This window comes from Aeromonas sp. SER (assembly GCF_038739615.1).
Lineage (GTDB): Bacteria > Pseudomonadota > Gammaproteobacteria > Enterobacterales > Aeromonadaceae > Aeromonas > Aeromonas jandaei.
Genome location: NZ_JBCGFC010000001.1, coordinates 400,746 through 420,207, shown reverse-complemented (window position 1 = coordinate 420,207; position 19,462 = coordinate 400,746). Strand labels below are relative to the sequence as shown.

The following is a 19,462-nucleotide window of genomic DNA, read 5'->3' as shown; positions in this document are numbered from 1 at the left end:
ACCATCCCATCCCCTCTGTCCTTTTGCCTGAGAGTTTCCGGCGCCAGATTGCGATGCAATCATGGTGCCTTGCTCCTTCGGCGCCCGATTAAACGGGTCTCTCCAGAGTATCGTCCAGTAGCAGTCCACACCGGTTGCCCGGTACCTGAAAGATTCACTTCTTCGGTGGATGGTTGCCCATCGCTCTCCTGCTACCTTCATCCGAACTAATTTGGATTAGGAAGAGGGCATGTTAATCCAAAAAATGTGAGCTGTCTCGCACTTGAAACCCCGCCGTCGCACTTTTTTGCCCTGCGCTCAAACCCTCGCCATGATGTTAAATGTTAGTTAACTATCAATAAGTTAAGCCCGAACAGCAGCGAAACGGTTCGATAAGGAAAGTAGCTGAATTGATAGCAATCCTCTCAATCGTTTCGGCCAGAAAAACTTGCCAACATATCCAATCAAATAGCTTGCACACAGAGTCAATAAGCAGATAATCCGACGCATAACCAAGCACTTTGCCATCAATTTATGCACTGTGTTCGGTTGGTCCCACCGGACCGCTCGCCTGACCCGGCCGTCGCCGGTTCAATCGCATATGGCTTGGGCATATCACGCCCCCTAAGGATGACCAAAAGAGAATGAACGAGACCCTGGTAGCACAAGATTACCGTCAGCTGGTTGAACAATTCGGCTCTCCCCTGCTGCTGCTCGACAAGGCAGCCGTCCGCAAACAGTATCGGGCGCTGGCCGCTGCCCTGCCCGATGTACGATTGCACTATGCACTCAAACCCCTGCCCCATGAGGCGGTGGTCTCTGTCTTGAAGGAAGAGGGGGCCTGTTTCGATCTGGCCACCAATGGCGAAGTGGATCTGGTGCGCAGTCAGGGGGTTCGCCCGGGACGCTGCATTCATACCCATCCCATCAAGCGCGACAGCGATATCCGTTATGCGCTGGAGTTCGGCTGCACCGTGTTTGTCTATGACAACCCGCTGGAGCTGGAGAAGTTCATTCCCTACAAGGACGAAGTGAAACTGCTGCTGCGAGTCAGCTTCCCCAACCCCGAGACCAAGGTCGATCTCTCCAAGAAGTTCGGCTGCACTCCTGAGCAGGCGCTGCCACTGCTGCAGCTGGCCCACGCCAAAGGGATCAAGGTGATGGGGCTGTCGTTCCACGTCGGCTCGCAGGTGCCTCACGCCCGTCGCCATGTGCAGGCCATCGACGCCTGCCGCGAGATCATGGAGCAGGCCTGGGCGCTCGGCCTCAAGCCCTGGGTGCTGGATATCGGCGGCGGCTTCCCGGTCGATTATGAAGGTGGCGAGTTCGATATCGACGGCTTCTGCGCCCCGATCCGCGAGGCGCTGGCCAAGCTGCCGGCCACCGTACAGAAAATTGCCGAACCGGGCCGCTTTATCAGCGCACCGGCCATGACCTCGGTCGCCAGCGTGATGGGCAAGGCCCACCGCGGCGACAAGATCTGGTACTACCTGGATGACGGCCTCTATGGCAGCTACAACGGCCAGCTCTACGACCACGTTACCTATCCGGTGAGTACGCCCTATGCCAGCGGCGAGCTGCACAACTCGGTACTCTCCGGCCCCACCTGCGACAGCGTGGATGTGATCCGCGAGGGCATCATGCTGCCGGACCTCGAGCTTGGCGAGCTGGTAGTGGGCAAGGTGATGGGCGCCTATACATGGGCCTCCGCCTCCACCTTCAACTTCTTCCCCAAGGCGAGCATCCTCATTCTGGACAGCAGCCAGAAGGGCCAGAAACTGGTGGCTGTCGCTTAAACGCCGCCAACAGAATGCAAAGAGGGGAAGCCATGGCTTCCCCTCTTTCGTTGCATCTTGCCCGATATGGCTAGACAAACTGGCTGCCCAGCAACCAGCCGGTGTAGGCGACGAAGCAGATGAGCAGCACGCCCCCCTCCAGCCGGTTGATGCGGCCCTGCCCCTTGCGGCCCAGACACATCACCAGCAGCAGCAGGGTCAGCCCCATCATGATGCTCCAGTCGCGAGAGAGCACTTCCGGCGCCACATCGAGCGGGTGAATACCGGACGCAATCCCCACCACAGCCAGGGTGTTGAACAGGTTGGAGCCGAGCACGTTGCCAAGGGCCAGATCGTGCTCGTTCTTGCGAATGGCGATAAGCGAAGAGGCCAGCTCCGGCAGCGAAGTACCGATAGCGACGATGGTGAGGCCAATCACCAGATCGCTGATACCAAGCGCCTGAGCGATGGTCACCGCCCCCCACACCAGCAGGCGGGAAGCGCCGATCAGCAACACCAGCCCAACCACCAGCCAGAAGATGGCGCTCTTGAGTGACATCCCCTCACTGGCGATATCCTCTTCGGTCTCTACATCCAGCGCATCTCCCTTGCCATTCATGCCAGCCCAGATGGACCAGCCCATCAGGCCAACAAAGACGACACCCAGAATGGCGGCATCCATCCGGCCAAGATGGCCATCCAGCAGCAGGGCACCGGAGAGCAGGGTAATGCCGAGCAGGATCGGGATCTCCTTGCGCACCACCTGAGAGGCGACCGCGATGGGGCTGATAAGCGCCGTCAGACCTAGGATCAGCGCAATATTGGTGATGTTGGAGCCATATGCGTTGCCAAGGGCCAACCCGGGATTACCCTGCGAAGCGGCCAGCGCCGACACCACCATCTCGGGGGCCGAAGTGCCGAAACCGATGATCACCATGCCGATCAGCAGCGGCGGCATGCCGGCATAACGGGCGGTTGCCGCCGCCCCGTCCACAAACTTGTCAGCACTCCAGACCAGCAGCGCCAGTCCGGCAATCAGGGCAACAAAAGCCAGGGTCATACAGTCTCTATCCCATCGCCAGTAAACAGGAGCGCCAGCAAAAGCTGCTGGCGCCATTGGAAAGTGGCGCCCAGTGTAACGGCGCCGCCTGTCAATTCAAGGGGAAATCAAACAACGATTAATCGCTACAGTCTGCTCAGCAGACTCGCCGCATCGGAGACCTCGAACTTGCCGGGCTCCTCCACAAACAGCTGCTCCACCACGCCATCGTTGGCGATCAACGCAAAGCGCTGGGCACGCACGCCGCCAAAGGCACCGGTCTCTTTTGCAAGTCCCAGCGCCCGGGTCCAGCTGCCATCGCCATCGGCCAGCATGGTGATAGCCCCGGCGTTCTGGGCATCCTGCCACGCCTTCATCACGAAGGCGTCGTTGACCGACAGACAACAGATGGCATCCACCCCTTTGGCCATGAACTGGTCGGCCAGCACCACGTAACCCGGCAGATGGGCGTTGGAGCAGGTGGGGGTAAAGGCGCCGGGCACCGCAAACAGCACCACCCGCTTGCCGCCAAACAGGCTTTGGGTATCTCGCTGCTGCTTTCCCTCGGTGGTGATGAAGGTGAATTCGCCCGCAGGCAGGGTCTGACCAATCGCGATCATCGTGCTCGTCCTTTAGTTGAGGGGGGATCTGTGGATGAAAAGAGCCCCAGTCTACCTCACACCTGCCATGTGACACAGGCCCCTCTCTGCCGGGACCATTTGAACTAACCTTGAGCAGGATCTGCCGACTCAGGAGGCCTTCATGCATAACCATTACGACGGGCTGGAAATTCGTCCCCCAGCCCTGCGCGCACAACAGCAGCTGGATCAGCTCAATCATCAACTCGCCCATGTCAGCCAGTATTGCTCCGGCTACTCCAGCGCCTATCGCCACTGCCGTCTCGACGATCTGGAGCAGCTCGCCTCCCTGCCGCTGCTCGACAGCACGGATCTCTTTGCCGCCCAGCAAGCCTATCCCCCCTTTGCCGGACTCACCGGTCGGCCAGCCAGTCAGGCGTTGCGGGTCTTCTCCTGCCCCGGGCAGCTGGCCATTCCCGAATATGCCGGGGCCGACTGGTGGGGGGCTGCACGGGCGCTCTTTGCCGCCGGCTTCAAGGCAGGAGAGGTGCTGCTCAACTGCCACGACTATCACGCCGGCCCCACCGCCTTCATCTTTGACAACGGGGCGCGCCAGCTTGGCTGCCCCGTGGTGCCCTGCGGCCCCGACGACACCCAGCGCCAGCTCGAAGCACTGCGGCGCTATCAACCCACAGGTTTCGTCGGCCCGCTGGTCACCCTGCTCGATCTGCTGGAGGCCGCCGAGCTGGCCGAGACCCCCACCGAGTGTCTGCGCCACGCCCTGCTGTGCGAGGTGACCCACCCCGAGACAGCACCGCTCGAAGCTATCCACGGCATTGCCGCCTTCAACTGTCTGGTGTGGCAGGATGTCGGGGTGGTGGCCTACGAGAGTCGTCCCGGTCAGGGCTTTATCGTCAACGAGAGCTGCATCGTCGAAATCATCGACCCGGCCAGCGGCAAGCCGGTGACGGGGGAAGATCCGGGACAACTGGTGGTGACCAGGCTCGATCTGGAGTATCCGCTGCTACGCTTGGCCACCGACTGGCAGGGCTACTGGCTGGCCAGACCCAGCCGTTGCGGGCGCACCAACCGTCTGCTCAAACTTGTCTAGCCACACAACAAAAACGGGCAGCCCAAAGGCTGCCCGTTTTTTGTGGCGGCGCTCTTAACGCCGCGCCTGCCAGGTGGCGATGGCCAGCAGGGAGTCGGGGGTAAATTCGGCGGCGCGGGCCGCTATCTCGGCCAGGCTCATCCACTGCACCTCGCTCACCTCTTCGGCCTGCAGTTGCAGCGGCCCCTGATAACGGCAGCTGAAGAGACCGCCCCAAACCCGATACCCCTCCCCTTCGGCATAGAAGTCACCGAATGCCTCGAGCGGCACATCGCGGATCCCCAGCTCCTCGGCCAGTTCGCGCCGCGCCGAGGGTTCCATCTCCTCCCCGGTAGTGACCACGCCGCCGGCGCAGGCATCCAGCATACCGGGGCAAAAATCCTTGCTGAGGGTGCGCCGCTGCACCAGGATGCGGTTCGCCTCGTCGAGTACCAGAATGTAACTGGCCCGGTGGCAGAGATTCTCGCGCCGCACCCTGGCTCGCTCGGCCACGCCAATCACCCGGTTATCCGCATCCACTACATCAACCCATTCCACGCGCAGGCCCTTTTGCTCATCCAGTCAAAGTGCTCGCAGTATATCGGGGCTGGGCCGCTGCACCGCACAACTTTTTTATGGCCACATAGTCGCGCGTGACCATGACCGGATTAATTGAACGCGTACAAAACCGTCATCAGCATGTCATATACGAGTCCCATTATCTCCCCCGTTCGGTTCAATCAGGGTTTGTTGTGATGAAGGTGTTCAAGCAGTTATCCCCACGCCAGATCGCTCGCTACATCAAGAGCTTTCACCGAGGTTACTTTGCCATCGAGGCATTGGGGACATTTGAATTCAACGCCGGCAGGATCAGCCTTCACGGCCTGACCTGTCGACAGCGACTGAGGCTGGCCCGCCAGATCAATCTGGCGGTCAGACAACTTGGTCACCGCGACCCCTTGCCGGACATGTGAGTCAAGGGACTTGCCCTTCTGTCTGTTGTGCATCCATGCCTTTCGCCCGCCGGCTACTCGCCGCGCGGGCCATTTTCGATGTCGATTACCTTGCCGTTGCGCACGGTGACAAAGCGCATGAACTCGTTCTTGCCGAAGTTGTAGGTCCAGCGTTCGCCATATTTGACCTCGACCAAGTTGCCGTACTGATTCTCCTCATTACGGGTAATATCTTCCCGCAACATCGGCTCGCCGCACTTGAGCAGCATCTCGGCAGTGCTGTCCCCTTCGGTAATGAGCGCATTCTTGCAGCGCATGGCGTCGGCACTAGCCGGAATGCTGAGCAGCAGCAAGGCGGTCAGCACGGCATTGTTCATGTATCTGTTCATCCGGGGTTCCTCGATTTGATCTGACGGTTTGCAGTATGCCTGCAGCCAGAGTGAAAAAATCAATCAAGAGTCGAAAAAGCTGGCTGGCACACTCCCCGATTTAATCTGACCGCGACAACCGGTGTCTATTGAGGGGCCCCCAAAAACATACGGCGACCCGAGGGTCGCCGTATGTTTCAAGCCAGCAGGATTACAGGATATCCAGCAGCTCGACTTCAAATACCAGCGCGGAGTAGGGCGGGATGGAACCGGCACCACGGGCACCGTAGGCCAGATCGTGCGGGATGTAGAGCTTCCACTTGGAGCCAACCGGCATCAGTTGCAGCGCTTCAACCCAGCCAGCGATAACGCCGGTCACCGGGAACTCGGCCGGCTGACCGCGCGCAACGGAGCTGTCGAATACGCCACCGTGGGTGAAAGTACCGTGGTAGTGCACGCGTACGGACTGACCCGCTACCGGCACGGCGCCATTGCCCTCTACCAGCACTTCGTACTGCAGGCCGGAATCGGTCACAGTCACTTCGTCACGCTTGGCGTTGTCGGCCAGGAAAGCTTCGCCAGCAGCAGCAGCGGCTTTGGCAACCGCTTCCTGCTCTTCCTGCATGCGAGCGGTGATGACCTGGAAGGCATCGTTGATATCGTCACGGCTGACCGCGAACTCCAGACCGTTCAGGGCATCTGCCAGACCTTGCTGCAGAGCCGGGATATCCAGACCGGCGAAGGCTTGCTGCGCCAGCTGATCACCCATGTTGCGGCCGATGCCATAACTGGCTTTCTGTTCGATAGAGTCGTATTGGGACATTGAGATGTGCTCCGGGTCCAGATGATAAAAGAGACGGGATGATATCAGACTTTTTCGCGAGGTGCTGCCGACCTCGCACCTGATTTCCCCGAGCGTGGGAGAGAGTTCACACAAGCAAAAAGAGGGGCGCCAGCAAGTGGCGCCCCTCTTTTGTCCGTTTTGTCCGAAAGGTTATCGCTCCAGCAGGGCGCGAACTGCCGCGACCTTGGTGCCATCTGTGATATTGACCCGGCCATCATCCGAGGTGCCCATATTGACGCCATGAGGCACCATGCCGCCGCGCCAGCCCATACCGGACATATGCACTTCGCTCACCCCGGTAAACTCGATGATGGTGCGCACGTTATCGGCATTGACCCCCGCCCCCGGCATCAGGCTGGCTCGCCCCGCCAGCGCCTGTTGCATCGCCTGCAGATTTTCCAGTCCGGCCAGCGCGGTCGGAGCATGACCGGAGCTGAGAATGCGCTCGCAGCCGGCAGCGACAATGATCTCCAGATCGAGCCGCCAGTCAGAAGAGAGATCGATGGCGCGGTGGAAGGTGACTCCCAATGGTCCGGCGGCATCAACCAACTGTTGAAGTTTGGCGGCGGGGACCCGCCCCTCCTCATCCAGCAGACCGACCACGACCCCTTGCAGACCGGCAGAGCGGGCCGCCGCGATATCTTGCAGCATCATCTCGAACTCACCGTCGTTGAAACAAAAATCTCCGGCGCGCGGCCGGATCATGGCATAGACAGGGACGGTGGCGTGACGAGCGGCCAACTGCATAAAACCATAGGAGGGGGTCAGCCCCCCAAGCCCCAGCGCAGAGCAGAGCTCGATGCGATCGGCGCCAGCCTCCTGGGCGGTGAAGAGGGATTCCAGATTGTCGATGCAGATTTCAAGTGAGGTCATGAGGACTCCTTTTATCGGGGAGATCAGACCTGCATCTGATCTCATAGATTGAGCAAGGCTGCGCCCCGCACTCCACCAGCACCGCCAAAACGGGCTTCGCGGATTTCGGGCACTGCCACCCCGGGCAGCAGATGGCCCGGCAGGCGCAGCGGCAACTGTTCGTAAAGGGCTGGCAGGCCGCTCAGGCCGCCCCCCAGCACCACCACCTCGGGATCCATCACCGAAATGGCGGTAGCAAGTCCGGCCGCCAGGATCTCCAGCCAGCAGTCGATGGTGGCAACGGCATGGGGCTCATGAGCCTCGAAGCGCGCCACAATCTGATGGCCGGTGGCCCGGTGGCCGTGAAAATGGTAGTAGAGGCGCTCAAGGCCGGTACCGGATCCATAGGTCTCAAAACAGACCAGACGGCCACAGCCGCAGCGCGGGCGTGGCAAGTCGGGATACTTCATCAGGATGGTGGCCGGCAGCGGATAGTGGCCGATTTCGCCAGCCAGCCAGTTACGCCCCTGGATCAGGGTACCTGCCAGATAGATAGCACCACCTATGCCGGTGCCAATGGTCATACCAAGCGCACTGCCAGCCCCATCGGCTGCCCCCTTGTGCACTTCCGACCAGAGGAAGCAGTTGGCATCGTTGTCCACCTTGACCGGCCGCGCCAGCAGCTCGGCCAGATCATCCCCCAGATGGCGACCATTGATGGATGGGAGGTTCGCAGCCACTATGCTCTGGTCGTGACGATTTAGAATGCCGGGAAAACCGATACCGACCGCCCCTTTGACACCAAAGCGGGTATCGGCCTGCTCGACCCGGGAGCGAACCAGCTGCAACAGCCCCTGATAGTCATCGCCGGGCGTACTCATGCGCTCTTCATGGCAAAGGTTCAGGGCGCCGTCGTAGACAGCAAACGCAATCTTGGTACCACCGATATCAAAGCCGTAATACATGCCGCACTCCCTGTCAGCGAGTTTTCATCCCATCTGTTTCGGGTGACATTGTATTAATTCGCTAAAAAAATAAAGTGACCGGGGGCGAAAAACGGGAGAGAGATCAGAGCAAACGGGACATTTCCCGCTGCAGACAGGGGTGGCCAAGGCTCATCAGGGTGCGCTCCTGACCATCAAACATGAAACCGCGGCGCAGGTAGAAGCCCTCGCCGATGTGATTGCCATCGAGCAGCCACAACTTGACGCAGGAGCAGCGGCTTCGGCGCATCTGCATCGCCACCGCCTGCCACAACCGCTTGCCATAGCCCTGCCGCCAGTGATCGGGGTGAAGATAGAAGGCGCGGATCCAGGCGATGGTCTCATCCCCCTCCTGCACCGGTTGCCAGTAGAGCAACCCGATAACGACGTCGTCGAGACAGAGCAGCATGGGCCTTGGCCCAGTGTCAGCCAGCCGCTGCTGCCAGATCTGCAGATGGGAGGTCACCGCCAGCTGCTCCAGCAGATCCGGGCCCAGCACCTGACCATAGGCAGCGAGCCAGCTGGCTCGCTGCATCACCGTCATGGCGGCAGCATCCTCGGGCCGCGCCATGCGCAGGCTTATGCCTTGCATTGGGGCACCAGACCCGACGCGCGAGCCTGTTGATAGAGCGGCTCAACTTCAGCCTGCTGCGCCTGCAACTCGGCAATCCGACTCTCGTTGCTCGGGTGGGTGGAGAGCAGCTGGGGCGGATTGTTGCCACCGGAGGCTGCGCTCATGTTTTGCCACAGCGGAATAGCCTCAGCCGGGTTGAAACCGGCACGCGCCATCAGCTCCAGCCCCAGCCGGTCCGCTTCGCTCTCCTGGGTACGGCCATAGGGGAGCATCACCCCCACCTGCATGCCAAGGCCAAGCGCCGCCATGGTGGCGCCGCGGTACTCGCTGCTGCCGAGGGCAACATCGGCAGCAGCCATACCAATACCGGCCAGCTGGCTGCGGGAGAGGCGCTCGTTGGAGTGCTGGGCCAGCACGTGGGTCAGCTCGTGACCGATAACGGTCGCCAGCTGATCCTGATTCTTGGCCACCTTGAGCAGGCCGCTGTAGACCCCGATCTTGCCGCCGGGCAGCGCAAAGGCGTTGACCTGCTTGGAGTCAAACACCACAACTTCCCAGTTGGTGATGCCGTAGCTGGCGGGCACCTGGGCTGCGACCGCCTTGGCGACGCAGGAGACATAGGCGTTCATTTTGGCATCCGTGCTCACCTTCTCCTGCTGCTTCATCTGGGCAAACGAGTCGGCACCCAGCTGGTTCATCTGCTGGGGAGAGTAGAGCAGCATCTGGCTGCGGCCGGTCGGCGACTGGGCACAAGCGACCAACAGGGAACTGCAGAGGGCTACCAGGCCAAACTTGGAGAGAGACGCAATCATGAAGGGGTCCTTTGCCATAACGTTGCCCTATTCTCGGAAATGCCGCCCTGCTACGCAAGGGAGCCAGCCCCCGGCTGGCGGAAAAATATCCATCCTGCGCTATTAACAAAACTGACAGCCGCCAAAAACAAAACGAGCCCGCTTGGGGCTCGTTTTATCAGGCATGCTGACTGCAGGCAGTTACATAATACCCAGCTTTTTCAGGTCAGCCTGTACAACCTTGGCCGGTACCGGCACGTAGCCATCTTTGGCAACGATGTTCTGGCCTGCTTTGGAGAGCATCATCTTGACGAACTCTTGCTCCATCGGGGAGAGCGGCTTGTTCGGGTGCTTGTTTACGTAAACGTACAGGAAGCGGGAGAGCGGATACTTGCCGGTGATGGCGTTGTCAGCGTTCGCTTCGATAAAGGTCTTGCCATCCTTGGAGAGCGGAACCGCACGCACGCCGGAGGTGACGTAGCCGATGCCGGAGTAACCGATGCCGTTCAGGGAGGCAGAGACGGACTGTACCACGGAGGCAGAACCCGGCTGCTCGTTCACACCGCTCTTGAAGTCGCCGTTACACAGGGCGTGCTCCTTGAAGTAACCGTAAGTACCGGATACGGAGTTGCGACCAAACAGTTGCAGATCCTTGCCGGACCAGTTACCGGTCAGACCCAGATCAGACCACTTGGTGGCCGCCTTGGCTTCACCGCACTTGAGGGTGCTGGAGAAGATGGCGTCGATCTGCGGCATGGTCAGCCCCTTGATGGGGTTGTCCTTGTTGACGAACACGGCCAGGGCATCGACTGCGACGCGGATGGCAGTCGGCTTGTAGCCGTAGCGCTTCTCGAATGCTTCCTCTTCACCGGCCTTCATGGCGCGGCTCATCGGGCCAAACTGGGCAACACCCTCGGTCAGGGCGGTCGGCGCAGTAGAGGAGCCGGCAGCCTGGATCTGCACGTTGACGTTGGGATACATGCGCTTAAATTCTTCAGCCCACAGGGTCATCATGTTGGCCAGGGTATCCGAGCCGACAGAGGACAGGTTGCCCGAGATGCCGCTGGTCGGGGTGTATTCCGGCAGGTTTTTATCGACACCATAGGCCAGGGTGCTGGCAGAAAAAAGGGTTGCTGCGGTGAATCCGATTACACCAGCCAGTTTGTTGAGTTTCATCCAATCTCTCCAAAGTTACAGAAGGTCCGTTCTTAAAACGGCGCCAGTATCTGACCTGGCAGTGACAAATTTATGGATTTAATGTGACACTTTAATGACATGGCGGCGCTTTTGTCCAAAAGGCAAAGGGCTGCCAACGCAGCCCTTCCCCTATATCTAACACCTTGTCATAAAAGACTATTTTATCACCACCATCCGGCCGGGGATGAGAAAGCTGAAACGGCTGCCAAAGCCGACCCGGCTCTCGATATCGAGCTGGCAGTCGTGGTGACTCAAGGCATGCTTGACGATGGCAAGGCCGAGGCCGGAGCCACCGGTGTGGCGCGAGCGCGCCTTGTCCACCCGATAAAAACGCTCGGTGAGCCGTGCCAGATGCTCGGGCGGGATCCCCTCCCCTTCATCGCTCACGGCAAACAGCGCCATAGCTCCCTGCTTGCGCCACTCCACCGTCACCTTGCGCCCCGGCGGCGTGTAGTGAATGGCGTTGTAGACCAGATTGGAGACGGCGCTGCGCAGCTGCTCCTGATCGCCGCGCACCAAGAGATTGGGCTGCACCACAAATTCGATCTGATGGGCCCGCTCGCCCGAGAGCGCCCGCGCCTCCTGCTCCAGCAGCCCCAGCATGGCGGGCATGTCCACCAGATGGGAGAGATCCACGCTCGGAGCCGCCTCGATGCGTGACAGGGTGAGCAGCTGATTGACCAGATTGTCCATCCGGATGGTCTGCTCCATCATCACCCGATGCGCCTTGGCCCACATGGCGGGCGGCGGCGGCTCCTCGGTCATCTCCAGATAGCCCTTGAGCACCGTGAGTGGCGTGCGCAGCTCGTGGGAGACGTTGGAGACAAAGTGTTTGCGGGTCTTCTCCAGACTGCGCAAGCGGGTGACATCGCGCACAACCAGCATCGCCTGATCGGAGGCGTAGGGCATGATGCGAAACTCGAGAAACTTCTCCTCGTTGACCGGGGAGTGCATCTCCAATGGCTCGTCAAAAGCCTGTTTAGCCAGATAGGCGGTAAAAGCCGGATTGCGGATCAGGTTGCCGATATGCTGGCCGGCATCTTCCGGCCAGCGAAAACCGAGCAGCTGCTCGGCCAACCGGTTGCACCAGAGGATGCTGCCATCATCGCGCAATACTACGGCCGCGTCAGGCAATGCCTCGGCCCCTTCCCGAAAGCGGCGGATCAGGCCCGCCAGCTCGCGGCGCCGGGCGCGGTGGCGCTGCTGCAACTTGTAAATGCCGTTGAAGATGTGCTCCCAACTACCTTTGCCGTTGGGAGGAACCAGGCTGCGATCGTGCCACAGCCAGTCCGACAGCCGCTTCTGGAAGCGGTAGTGCCAGCCAAGATGGAGCAACGCAGCGACCAGCAGAGTGAGCGAGAGGTGATCAATCAGCCAGCCAACCAATGCGAAGGGCGCGTAAAAAAATGCCATTCGCCACAACTGTCGCCGCCAGGCGTAGGGTTGCAACATAACAGCCTCTAGAGACGGGTTGAGAAGCGGTATCCGGCTCCACGCACCGTCTGAATCAATCTATCGTGCCCTGTCTCTTCGATCGCCTTGCGCAGGCGGCGAATATGGACATCCACGGTTCTGTCCTCGACGTACACATTGGTACCCCAGACATTGTTGAGCAGCTGCTCGCGGCTGTAGACCCGCTCCGGGTGGGTCATGAAGAAGTGGAGCAGCTTGAATTCGGTTGGCCCCATGTCGAGGGCCCTCTCTTCGGCGCTGACCCGGTGCGAAACAGGATCCAGCTTGAGACCCTGCACCTCGATCACCTCGTCCACCGAGGTGGGAGAGACGCGGCGCATCACCGCATGGAGGCGGGCAGTCAGCTCCTTGGGAGAGAACGGCTTGGTGATGTAGTCATCGGCCCCCGCTTCGAGGCCGCGGACCTTGTCCTCCTCCTCGCCGCGGGCGGTCAGCATCACCACCGGGATCTGGCGGGTCACTTCATCCTGCTTGAGCTGCTTGATGAACTGGATGCCGCTGCCACCGGGCATCATCCAGTCGAGCACGATGAGTTCCGGGTAGGGTTCGCGCACCTTCGCCAGTCCATCGGCAAAATCTTCCGCTTCAATCGTCTCATATCCCTTCTGTTCCAGCACGAAACAGAGCATTTCGCGGATCGGTGCTTCGTCCTCGACCACCAGAATTCGCTTAGCCATTCCCTTCTCTCTCCTCTGTGAAGATGGGTGCGCCAATTATTAGAATTTTCTGTGACACTTTTATGACTTTGTGACAGACGGGATGATAAACGTTTTCAAATGCCACTGGCAGATATCCGTTGCAGCAGATCCCAGCGGTTGCCACTGATATCTTCAAATACCACTACGGTGCCGTAAGGCTCGTCACGGGGCTGTTCACAAAAATGGACACCATACTGCTGCATCCGCCGGTAATCCCGCCAGAAGTCATCGGTCTCGAGAAACAGAAATACCCGCCCGCCGCCCTGCTTGCCGATGGCGGCACGCTGCTCTTCGCTGGCGGCACGTGCCAACAGCAGCGCGGAACCCGTGCTGCCCGCCGGCGCGACCCGCACCCAGCGCTTGCCCGGTTTGCCCGGCTCGTCGAGCCGGGTATCTTCCAGCAGCGCAAACCCCAGTCCCTCGGTGAAAAAGGCGATGGCCTCGTCGTAATCGGCCACCAGCAGGGTCAAGGCCCCGATGGTTTGTCCTGTCATAGGGTTCTGCCCGTTTTATAAGAAGTTGTCGAATGGTGGTCTACACGGCGTACTGCCCGCTCTCACTGCGCTTCCACCCGATTGCGGCCACGCTTCTTGGCCTGATAGAGCGCCTCATCGGCCCGCTTGAGCACCCGCTCCGGGCTATCTCCCGCTCGTTCGGCCACCCCGAACGAGGCGGTCACCTGCAGGGAGGCGGGCCAGTGGGGATACTCTTCCAGCCGGGAACGAAGCCGCTCGGCCAATGCACAGGCCCGCAGCAGGTCGTAATGGAGGCAGAGCAGCACGAACTCCTCGCCCCCCCAGCGCACCAGATGGCAGAGCGCATCGCTGTTTAGCTGGATTTCGCTGACCAGATGTTTGAGCACTTCGTCCCCCACCGGATGACCGTGGGTGTCGTTGATCTGCTTGAAGTGATCCACGTCGACATAGATGAAGGCAAACGGCAGATCGCCGATATCGGCCAGCAGCCGCTCCCCGCCCAGACGGTTAAGGGCGCCGGTGAGCGGATCGTAACAGGCCAGCTCGCGGGAGCGGCGACTCTCTTCGCTCAGGCTGCGGTTGAGCGCCTCCACCTCCTCTTTGGCGCGATTGGCGTGGCGCAGCCGCTGCTTCATATGCAGGTGATTGACCATAAAGGTGGCGCAGCCATAGAGAAACCAGACCAGCAGGATCAGGCGGTAGAAGAGGGTGGCATCCAGCCAGTCACCATGAAACTGCAGCTCTTCGATCACCACGCCGTGCTCGCCCGCCGACATGTCGGACCCCGCCGCAATCTCGATGGCGTAGACCCGGCTCAAATCAGGCCCCTGCAATTGCAAGGGCACCTTGTAGCGCTTGATCCACCAGGTGGCCGGGGTAAACACGTCGAGCGGCACCTCATGGCTTCTGCCGTAGTCGGCTGGGCGGAAGATGATCTCGTTGAACTTGGGCGACATGGGATCGCCAGGGATATTGAATGCCTGGTTGTAGTTGCGCAGATAGAAGCGCCAATCCTGCTGACCATTGCCGGTCACGCTCAGGCGCACATGGAGCGTCTTGAAACGCCCGAGGTTGAGCCCCTGCTCGGGGGCAGAAAGCGTCAGACTCAAACCGCAGCCGGGATAGGTATTGTGCTCGCCGGAACGGATACAGCTCACGCCGGGCGCCCCTTCCAGCGAGGGGGCATAGCGGGCCGATGCTTCGCTCGCACCGGGAGCCCGCGTCACCTCGACGGTGTGGGGCCAGTTTTTGATATCCAGTACCCGCTCGGGGCCGAATTCGAACAGCAGAATGGAACAACCTGTCAATGCCAGCAGATACCAGAAAACGGACTCGGCAAAACGGGAACCGGAAGCGAGCATGCTTACCCCATGGCATCAGGATGGATACACAAACCTCAGGATCAAGCCGGGCAACATAGCCCGCACCTCATCGTGGAATCTCGAAACAAGCCACTATGATACCCTCGATAACGACAATAAACATGTAGCTTATCAAGATGTTCGCGACTCTTTGTCCGGCACTCCCGCCAGCGAACTGCCTCGCGATTGCTGCCGATAGCGCTGGGGCGAGCAGCCCAGTTCCCGGTTGAACATGGCAATGAACGCGGAGGTGGAGCCATAGCCGAGCCGCCAGCTGATCTCCTGAATGGGCAACTCCCCCTTGAGCCAGGCCAGCGCCTTGATAAGCCGCAGCCGCGCCCGCCACTGGCCGAAGTTCATCCCGAGCTCGCGCAGACAACGGCGCGCCAGAGTGCGCTCTGTGGTGTGCAGCTGCTGCGCCCACTGGGTCAGGGTGCGGGGATCGGCCGGATCGTTGTGCAGTACGGCCAGCATGGGGGCCAGCAGTTTGTCCTGACTCATCGGCAGGTAGCTCTCCTGACAGCGGGTACGGGTCAGCTTGGCCACCAGCAGCTCGGCCTGACGCTGATCCCACTCATCCACCATATGGCCCACCTTGCGCTCGCAAAAATCGGCGAGCAGGGCGCGGATGAGCGGCGTCATCAGCAGCAGGCGTGGCTCGGCCGGCAAGCGGGCGGCCAGCTCGTGACTGACATAGATGGAGGTGTAGTCGAGGGCCTGCTCGTTGTAGGCGGCGTGCTCCAGATCCGCCGGCACCCAGATCAGGTAGTCGGCGGGCACCTGCAAGCGCTGGTTGGTCAGCCCCATCTCCATCACCCCCAGACTGATCATGCTGAGCTGCCCCCAGGGGTGGGAGTGCATCGCCATGACGTTCTCCGCCTGCAGCTGCTGGTAGCGAAAGTAGAGGGGATTGGGCGCTGGCAGCTCGCTGTCTGCCGGATGGTAGTGCCGGTTGGTCATGGTCTCTTCACTCTCCTCTCGATGCCCGCCTCTATAGCCGCCTGATGTTCAATCTCGGCCCGTACAAGGCAAGCGCCATACCCTAACCGGTGGCGGTAGCCTTGCAACAGATAACGGGGAGTTGTCTTTTCTGCGGGATAGTTTGTCAGTTTTACGCTACTTGACAACATACAGACAAGGTTAAACTTGTCGCATCTACTCCAAGGAGCCTTTGATGCGACTCTTCTCCCCCCTCCTGTTTCCGCTGATGGCGGTGCTGATCTGGGCCACCAATACCGTGGTCTCCAAAGCGGCGGCCAGCGTGCTCGACCCCGCAGCCATCTCCTTCTATCGCTGGGTGATCGCCGCCCTGGCGCTGACCCCCTTCTGCCTGCCCACCCTCTGGCGGCGACGCAGCGAGGTTCGCCCCTGGCTCGGCAAGCTGCTGGTGCTGGCGGCGCTCGGGATGGTGCTCTACCAGTGTCTGGCCTACTACGCCGCTCACAGCACCTCCGCCACCAACATGGGGGTGATCGGCTCTCTCATTCCGCTGCTCACCCTGCTGCAAGGAGCACTCTTCTTCGGCCAGCGTCCCGGCAAACAGGCGCTGCTCGGCATGAGCCTCTCCCTGTTCGGGGTGCTCTGGCTGCTGGGCAAGGGCGAGCCGCTGGCTCTGCTGCACAACGGCATCAACCCGGGGGATGGCATGATGCTGCTCGGCTCCGCCAGCTATGCCCTCTACGGCCTGCTGATCCGCCGCTGGCAACCCCCCTTTGGCCCCTGGCTCAACCTCTACATGCAGATCCTGCTGGCCGTACTGCTGCTGGTGCCGCTCGCTCTCAGTGCCGACTCGATGGCGGTGCCGGCCGAAGGGTGGGGACTGGTGCTCTTCGCCGGGCTCGCCTCCTCCCTGCTGGCGGCCTACTGCTGGATGCGCGGCCTCGCCTGCATGGGCGCCGAGCGCACATCGGTCTTTATGAACCTGATGCCACTCTGTACGGCGCTTATCGCTGTCGTCGGTCTGGGCGAGCCGATCCACGGCTACCACCTGCTGGGCGGCGGCCTTATTCTGGGGGGCGTGATGATCTCCCAGCTGAAAAAGCGTGTCCCACTGCCGGAGCGCAATGCGGCCTGACGGGCAACATGCCAAAAACAACAAGGGAGCCGCTGGCTCCCTTGTTCATTTCTATCGTGTTTGAGCGACTGTCAACCGGCTTCACCCCGCCCGGCGCCAGCGGTAGCGCCGCTCCGGTCGTCCGCGCTGGCCGTAGTTGAGATCCACATCCACCCGATCTTCCGACTCCAGATACTCCAGATAACGGCGTGCCGTGGTGCGACTCAGCGACAACCGCTGCGCCACCGTATCGGTCGAGAAGACGCTCTCGGGCTCGGCGGCAAGCAGGTCAAGCACCTGACGCAGGGTAATGCTGTCGATCCCCTTGGGAGTGGTACGCACCTCCTTGGGTTGGGCACGGCCCTTGCCGAGCAGGCGATCGAGATCCTCCTGCTCCAGCCGTCCCGGCTCGGAGAGCTTCTGATGAAGTTGCAGGATTTCGTCGAGACTCTGCTGGATGCGAAACAGCCGTAGCGGCTTGATGATGTAGTCATGCACCCCGAGATTGAGCGCCTGCTGGATGGTCTCCACATCACGCGAGGCGGTCACCATGATCACATAAGCCTCGCGGTTGTAGCTGCGCAGGCGGCTCACCCACTCAAGGCCGGAGCCGTCAGGCAGGGAGATATCCACCAGCAACAGCTGCGGCACCACACCGGCCATCATGGCATCGGCCTGGGCCAGCGTACCGGCCCGCCCCAGCAGGGAGAAACCGGAGGTGGAGGCCACCAGCTCGGACAAGATGGCACCAATCCGATCGTCATCTTCAATAACAAGGGTGAGTATTGGATCCATGGCTCACATTAATTTGTTTTTATTCAGGTAGATGCCAAACAAGGTGGTCTGCTCGACAGTTCGGCGCCATTCTATCACACCCTCGTAGCGCCCCACGGTTTCCTTGACCAGAAAGAGTCCTACGCCATGATCGCCGCTCTGGCGGCTCACTCCGTAATCGAACAGGTGATCGGCCAGATCCTCGTCCACCCCCTCGCCGCTATCCTCTACCTCGATCACCAAGCGGCGCCCCACATCGCAGAGAGAAAGCAACACCCGCGGCGGACACTGCTGACGATTGCGCCAGGCCGCCTGCAGACCATTGTCCAGCAGGTTGCCGATGAGGGTGATGAGATCGGCCGAGACGGCGGCCGGATACTCGCCGAGCGCCGAATCGGGATCGAGCTCAAGCGTGACCCCCAGTTCGCGGGCCCGACTGAACTTGCCGAGGATAAGGCCGGCCACCGGCTTGTTGTCGATAAGTTCCAGCAGCTCCTGCAGCAGGGTCTGGCACGCCTCGTTCTCCTGCTGGATAAGCTCCACCGCCTGATCCACATGGCCCAGTTGCAACAGGCCGGAGAGACTGCTCAGCTTGTTGGCAAACTCGTGGCTCTGCATCCGCAGCATCTCGGCGTACTGGCGCAAGTGGGTGACCTGCACCCCCAGACTGGTTGCCACTTCGGGACGACTGAAGATCAGGAGGCGCCCTGGCTCCTTGCCATGCACCACCTGCCAGCGACCGACGAACGATTCGCCCTGAATGGTGAAGGCAACCTCGCCCTCCTGCTCGAGTACGGGCGCGAGCGGTGGCACCAGCTCGGCCAGCGCCAGCCCCTGCAGGGCGTGGCGACCGGTGGCAGGCAGCCGCAGCTGATAGATGGCGGTGCTGTTGATCATGGCGATGTGGCCGCGGCCATCCAGCGCGATCACCCCTTCGGCGATCTGCTCGAGCACCAGATCCTGCAGGGTGAAGCGGCGGACGATCGCCTCCGGCTCCAGATCGAGCAGAGTCTTGCGCAGCAGATATTGCACCCAGAGCGCCAGCAGCAGGCCGCAACCAAAGACGGCGCCGATGGCGCTGATGAGCAGGGCGATCCGCTCCATGTAGATGCCCTCCACCTGCTGCATCAGGTAGCCCACCACCACGGCCCCCATGGCGCGCCCGTCAGCCCCCACCACCGGAGAGAAGCAGCGGATCGCCGGCCCCATGGTTCCCATGTCGCGCGAGCAGTAGCTGCGCCGCTCGTGGATCGCGGGCCAGAGATCCTCACCACGAAACTGTCCCCCCACCAGAGCAGAGTTGGGGTGGCTGAGGCGACGGCCATGCTCGTCGGTCACCACCATATAGGCGGCATCGGTACGGCGGCACACCTCCTCCATGTAATCGCGCAGCGCAGGCTCGCTCCCCTGATGCAGCGCCGCCACCACCCGGCTGTCAGCCGCCATGATACGGGCCAGATCGCCCCCCTTCTCCTCCAGATTGCTCTCCAGCAGGTGGCGGATAAAGAGCGCGAGCAGGCTGCCCAGAATGATGATGAGCAGCAGGGAGAGCCCAAGGGAGAGGGTAACCAGCTGGTGGCGAAGTTTCATGCACGGACCTTGCA

Annotated in this window: 21 protein-coding genes and 1 riboswitch; of the genes, 4 read left to right on the top strand and 17 right to left on the bottom strand. The window is 61.0% G+C overall.

The window, feature by feature from the left end:
• Positions 1-5: 5 nt before the first annotated feature.
• Positions 6-116: riboswitch (glycine riboswitch) on the bottom strand.
• A 507-nt stretch (positions 117-623) separates the two neighbouring features.
• Positions 624-1,775: a type III PLP-dependent enzyme gene (locus AAHA41_RS02035; protein WP_185227522.1), complete on the top strand. Its 1,152-nt coding sequence runs from the start codon at positions 624-626 to the stop codon at positions 1,773-1,775.
• 70 nt (positions 1,776-1,845) lie between these two features.
• Here the strand turns inward: AAHA41_RS02035 and AAHA41_RS02030 are convergent, their stop codons facing one another.
• Together AAHA41_RS02030 and AAHA41_RS02025 are read right to left on the bottom strand one after the other, a co-directional pair.
• The gene (locus AAHA41_RS02030) at positions 1,846-2,814 is read right to left on the bottom strand and encodes a calcium/sodium antiporter (RefSeq protein WP_182927461.1); all 969 of its coding nucleotides are present in this window, start codon (positions 2,812-2,814) and stop codon (positions 1,846-1,848) included.
• A gap of 125 nt (positions 2,815-2,939) precedes the next feature.
• Positions 2,940-3,413, bottom strand: coding sequence for a redoxin family protein (locus tag AAHA41_RS02025; RefSeq protein WP_323069662.1), 474 nt, complete (start codon positions 3,411-3,413; stop codon positions 2,940-2,942).
• 142 nt (positions 3,414-3,555) lie between these two features.
• Between AAHA41_RS02025 and AAHA41_RS02020 the strand changes: the two genes are divergently transcribed.
• Positions 3,556-4,482: a phenylacetate--CoA ligase gene (locus tag AAHA41_RS02020; RefSeq protein WP_201911843.1), complete on the top strand. Its 927-nt coding sequence runs from the start codon at positions 3,556-3,558 to the stop codon at positions 4,480-4,482.
• A gap of 54 nt (positions 4,483-4,536) precedes the next feature.
• Here the strand turns inward: AAHA41_RS02020 and yfcD are convergent, their stop codons facing one another.
• Positions 4,537-5,019 carry an NUDIX hydrolase YfcD gene (gene yfcD / locus AAHA41_RS02015; RefSeq protein WP_236764988.1) on the bottom strand — a complete coding sequence of 161 codons (483 nt, stop codon included), beginning with the start codon at positions 5,017-5,019 and terminating at the stop codon, positions 4,537-4,539.
• Positions 5,020-5,216: 197 nt separating this feature from the next.
• On the opposite strand from yfcD, the gene AAHA41_RS02010 reads away from it, so the two are divergent.
• Complete coding sequence (locus tag AAHA41_RS02010) at positions 5,217-5,435, top strand: DUF1107 family protein (protein ID WP_033115747.1); 219 nt, start codon at positions 5,217-5,219, stop codon at positions 5,433-5,435.
• A gap of 53 nt (positions 5,436-5,488) precedes the next feature.
• Here AAHA41_RS02010 and AAHA41_RS02005 read toward each other — a convergent pair whose 3' ends face one another.
• From AAHA41_RS02005 to AAHA41_RS01950, 12 genes are all read right to left on the bottom strand, one after another.
• Positions 5,489-5,803 (bottom strand): DUF2845 domain-containing protein, encoded by a 315-nt coding sequence (locus tag AAHA41_RS02005; protein WP_323069661.1) that lies wholly within the window; start codon positions 5,801-5,803, stop codon positions 5,489-5,491.
• 190 nt (positions 5,804-5,993) lie between these two features.
• Positions 5,994-6,605, bottom strand: coding sequence for an FKBP-type peptidyl-prolyl cis-trans isomerase (locus tag AAHA41_RS02000; protein WP_033115749.1), 612 nt, complete (start codon positions 6,603-6,605; stop codon positions 5,994-5,996).
• Between the two features lie 171 nt (positions 6,606-6,776).
• Complete coding sequence (locus AAHA41_RS01995; protein WP_323069660.1) at positions 6,777-7,499, bottom strand: copper homeostasis protein CutC; 723 nt, start codon at positions 7,497-7,499, stop codon at positions 6,777-6,779.
• 41 nt (positions 7,500-7,540) lie between these two features.
• Positions 7,541-8,443 (bottom strand): ROK family protein, encoded by a 903-nt coding sequence (locus AAHA41_RS01990; RefSeq protein WP_323069658.1) that lies wholly within the window; start codon positions 8,441-8,443, stop codon positions 7,541-7,543.
• A 103-nt stretch (positions 8,444-8,546) separates the two neighbouring features.
• Positions 8,547-9,053, bottom strand: a complete 507-nt coding sequence (locus AAHA41_RS01985; RefSeq protein ID WP_156852297.1) for a GNAT family N-acetyltransferase — start codon at positions 9,051-9,053, stop codon at positions 8,547-8,549.
• On the bottom strand, positions 9,041-9,847 hold the full coding sequence (locus tag AAHA41_RS01980) for a M48 family metallopeptidase (protein WP_042032971.1): 807 nt from the start codon (positions 9,845-9,847) through the stop codon (positions 9,041-9,043). The genes AAHA41_RS01985 and AAHA41_RS01980 overlap by 13 nt, the downstream gene beginning before the upstream one ends.
• Positions 9,848-10,027: 180 nt before the next feature.
• Positions 10,028-11,002: a phosphate ABC transporter substrate-binding protein PstS family protein gene (locus tag AAHA41_RS01975; RefSeq protein ID WP_043849386.1), complete on the bottom strand. Its 975-nt coding sequence runs from the start codon at positions 11,000-11,002 to the stop codon at positions 10,028-10,030.
• 177 nt (positions 11,003-11,179) lie between these two features.
• The gene (phoR, locus tag AAHA41_RS01970) at positions 11,180-12,475 is read right to left on the bottom strand and encodes a phosphate regulon sensor histidine kinase PhoR (RefSeq protein WP_041208174.1); all 1,296 of its coding nucleotides are present in this window, start codon (positions 12,473-12,475) and stop codon (positions 11,180-11,182) included.
• An 8-nt stretch (positions 12,476-12,483) separates the two neighbouring features.
• Positions 12,484-13,173, bottom strand: coding sequence for a phosphate regulon transcriptional regulator PhoB (gene phoB, locus AAHA41_RS01965; RefSeq protein WP_033115756.1), 690 nt, complete (start codon positions 13,171-13,173; stop codon positions 12,484-12,486).
• A gap of 95 nt (positions 13,174-13,268) precedes the next feature.
• Positions 13,269-13,688 (bottom strand): VOC family protein, encoded by a 420-nt coding sequence (locus AAHA41_RS01960; protein ID WP_043849385.1) that lies wholly within the window; start codon positions 13,686-13,688, stop codon positions 13,269-13,271.
• A 62-nt stretch (positions 13,689-13,750) separates the two neighbouring features.
• Positions 13,751-15,031 carry a GGDEF domain-containing protein gene (locus AAHA41_RS01955; RefSeq protein WP_156852300.1) on the bottom strand — a complete coding sequence of 427 codons (1,281 nt, stop codon included), beginning with the start codon at positions 15,029-15,031 and terminating at the stop codon, positions 13,751-13,753.
• Positions 15,032-15,163: 132 nt separating this feature from the next.
• The gene (locus AAHA41_RS01950; RefSeq protein ID WP_323069655.1) at positions 15,164-15,991 is read right to left on the bottom strand and encodes a helix-turn-helix transcriptional regulator; all 828 of its coding nucleotides are present in this window, start codon (positions 15,989-15,991) and stop codon (positions 15,164-15,166) included.
• Positions 15,992-16,205: 214 nt separating this feature from the next.
• Here AAHA41_RS01950 and AAHA41_RS01945 point away from each other — a divergent pair, with 214 nt between their 5' ends.
• Positions 16,206-17,105 (top strand): DMT family transporter, encoded by a 900-nt coding sequence (locus AAHA41_RS01945; protein WP_033115760.1) that lies wholly within the window; start codon positions 16,206-16,208, stop codon positions 17,103-17,105.
• An 81-nt stretch (positions 17,106-17,186) separates the two neighbouring features.
• On the opposite strand, the gene AAHA41_RS01940 is transcribed toward AAHA41_RS01945, so the two are convergent.
• Both AAHA41_RS01940 and AAHA41_RS01935 read right to left on the bottom strand, forming a co-directional pair.
• Positions 17,187-17,879, bottom strand: coding sequence for a response regulator (locus tag AAHA41_RS01940; RefSeq protein WP_323069653.1), 693 nt, complete (start codon positions 17,877-17,879; stop codon positions 17,187-17,189).
• A gap of 3 nt (positions 17,880-17,882) precedes the next feature.
• Positions 17,883-19,448 carry an ATP-binding protein gene (locus tag AAHA41_RS01935; RefSeq protein ID WP_201911833.1) on the bottom strand — a complete coding sequence of 522 codons (1,566 nt, stop codon included), beginning with the start codon at positions 19,446-19,448 and terminating at the stop codon, positions 17,883-17,885.
• Positions 19,449-19,462 lie beyond the last annotated feature (14 nt).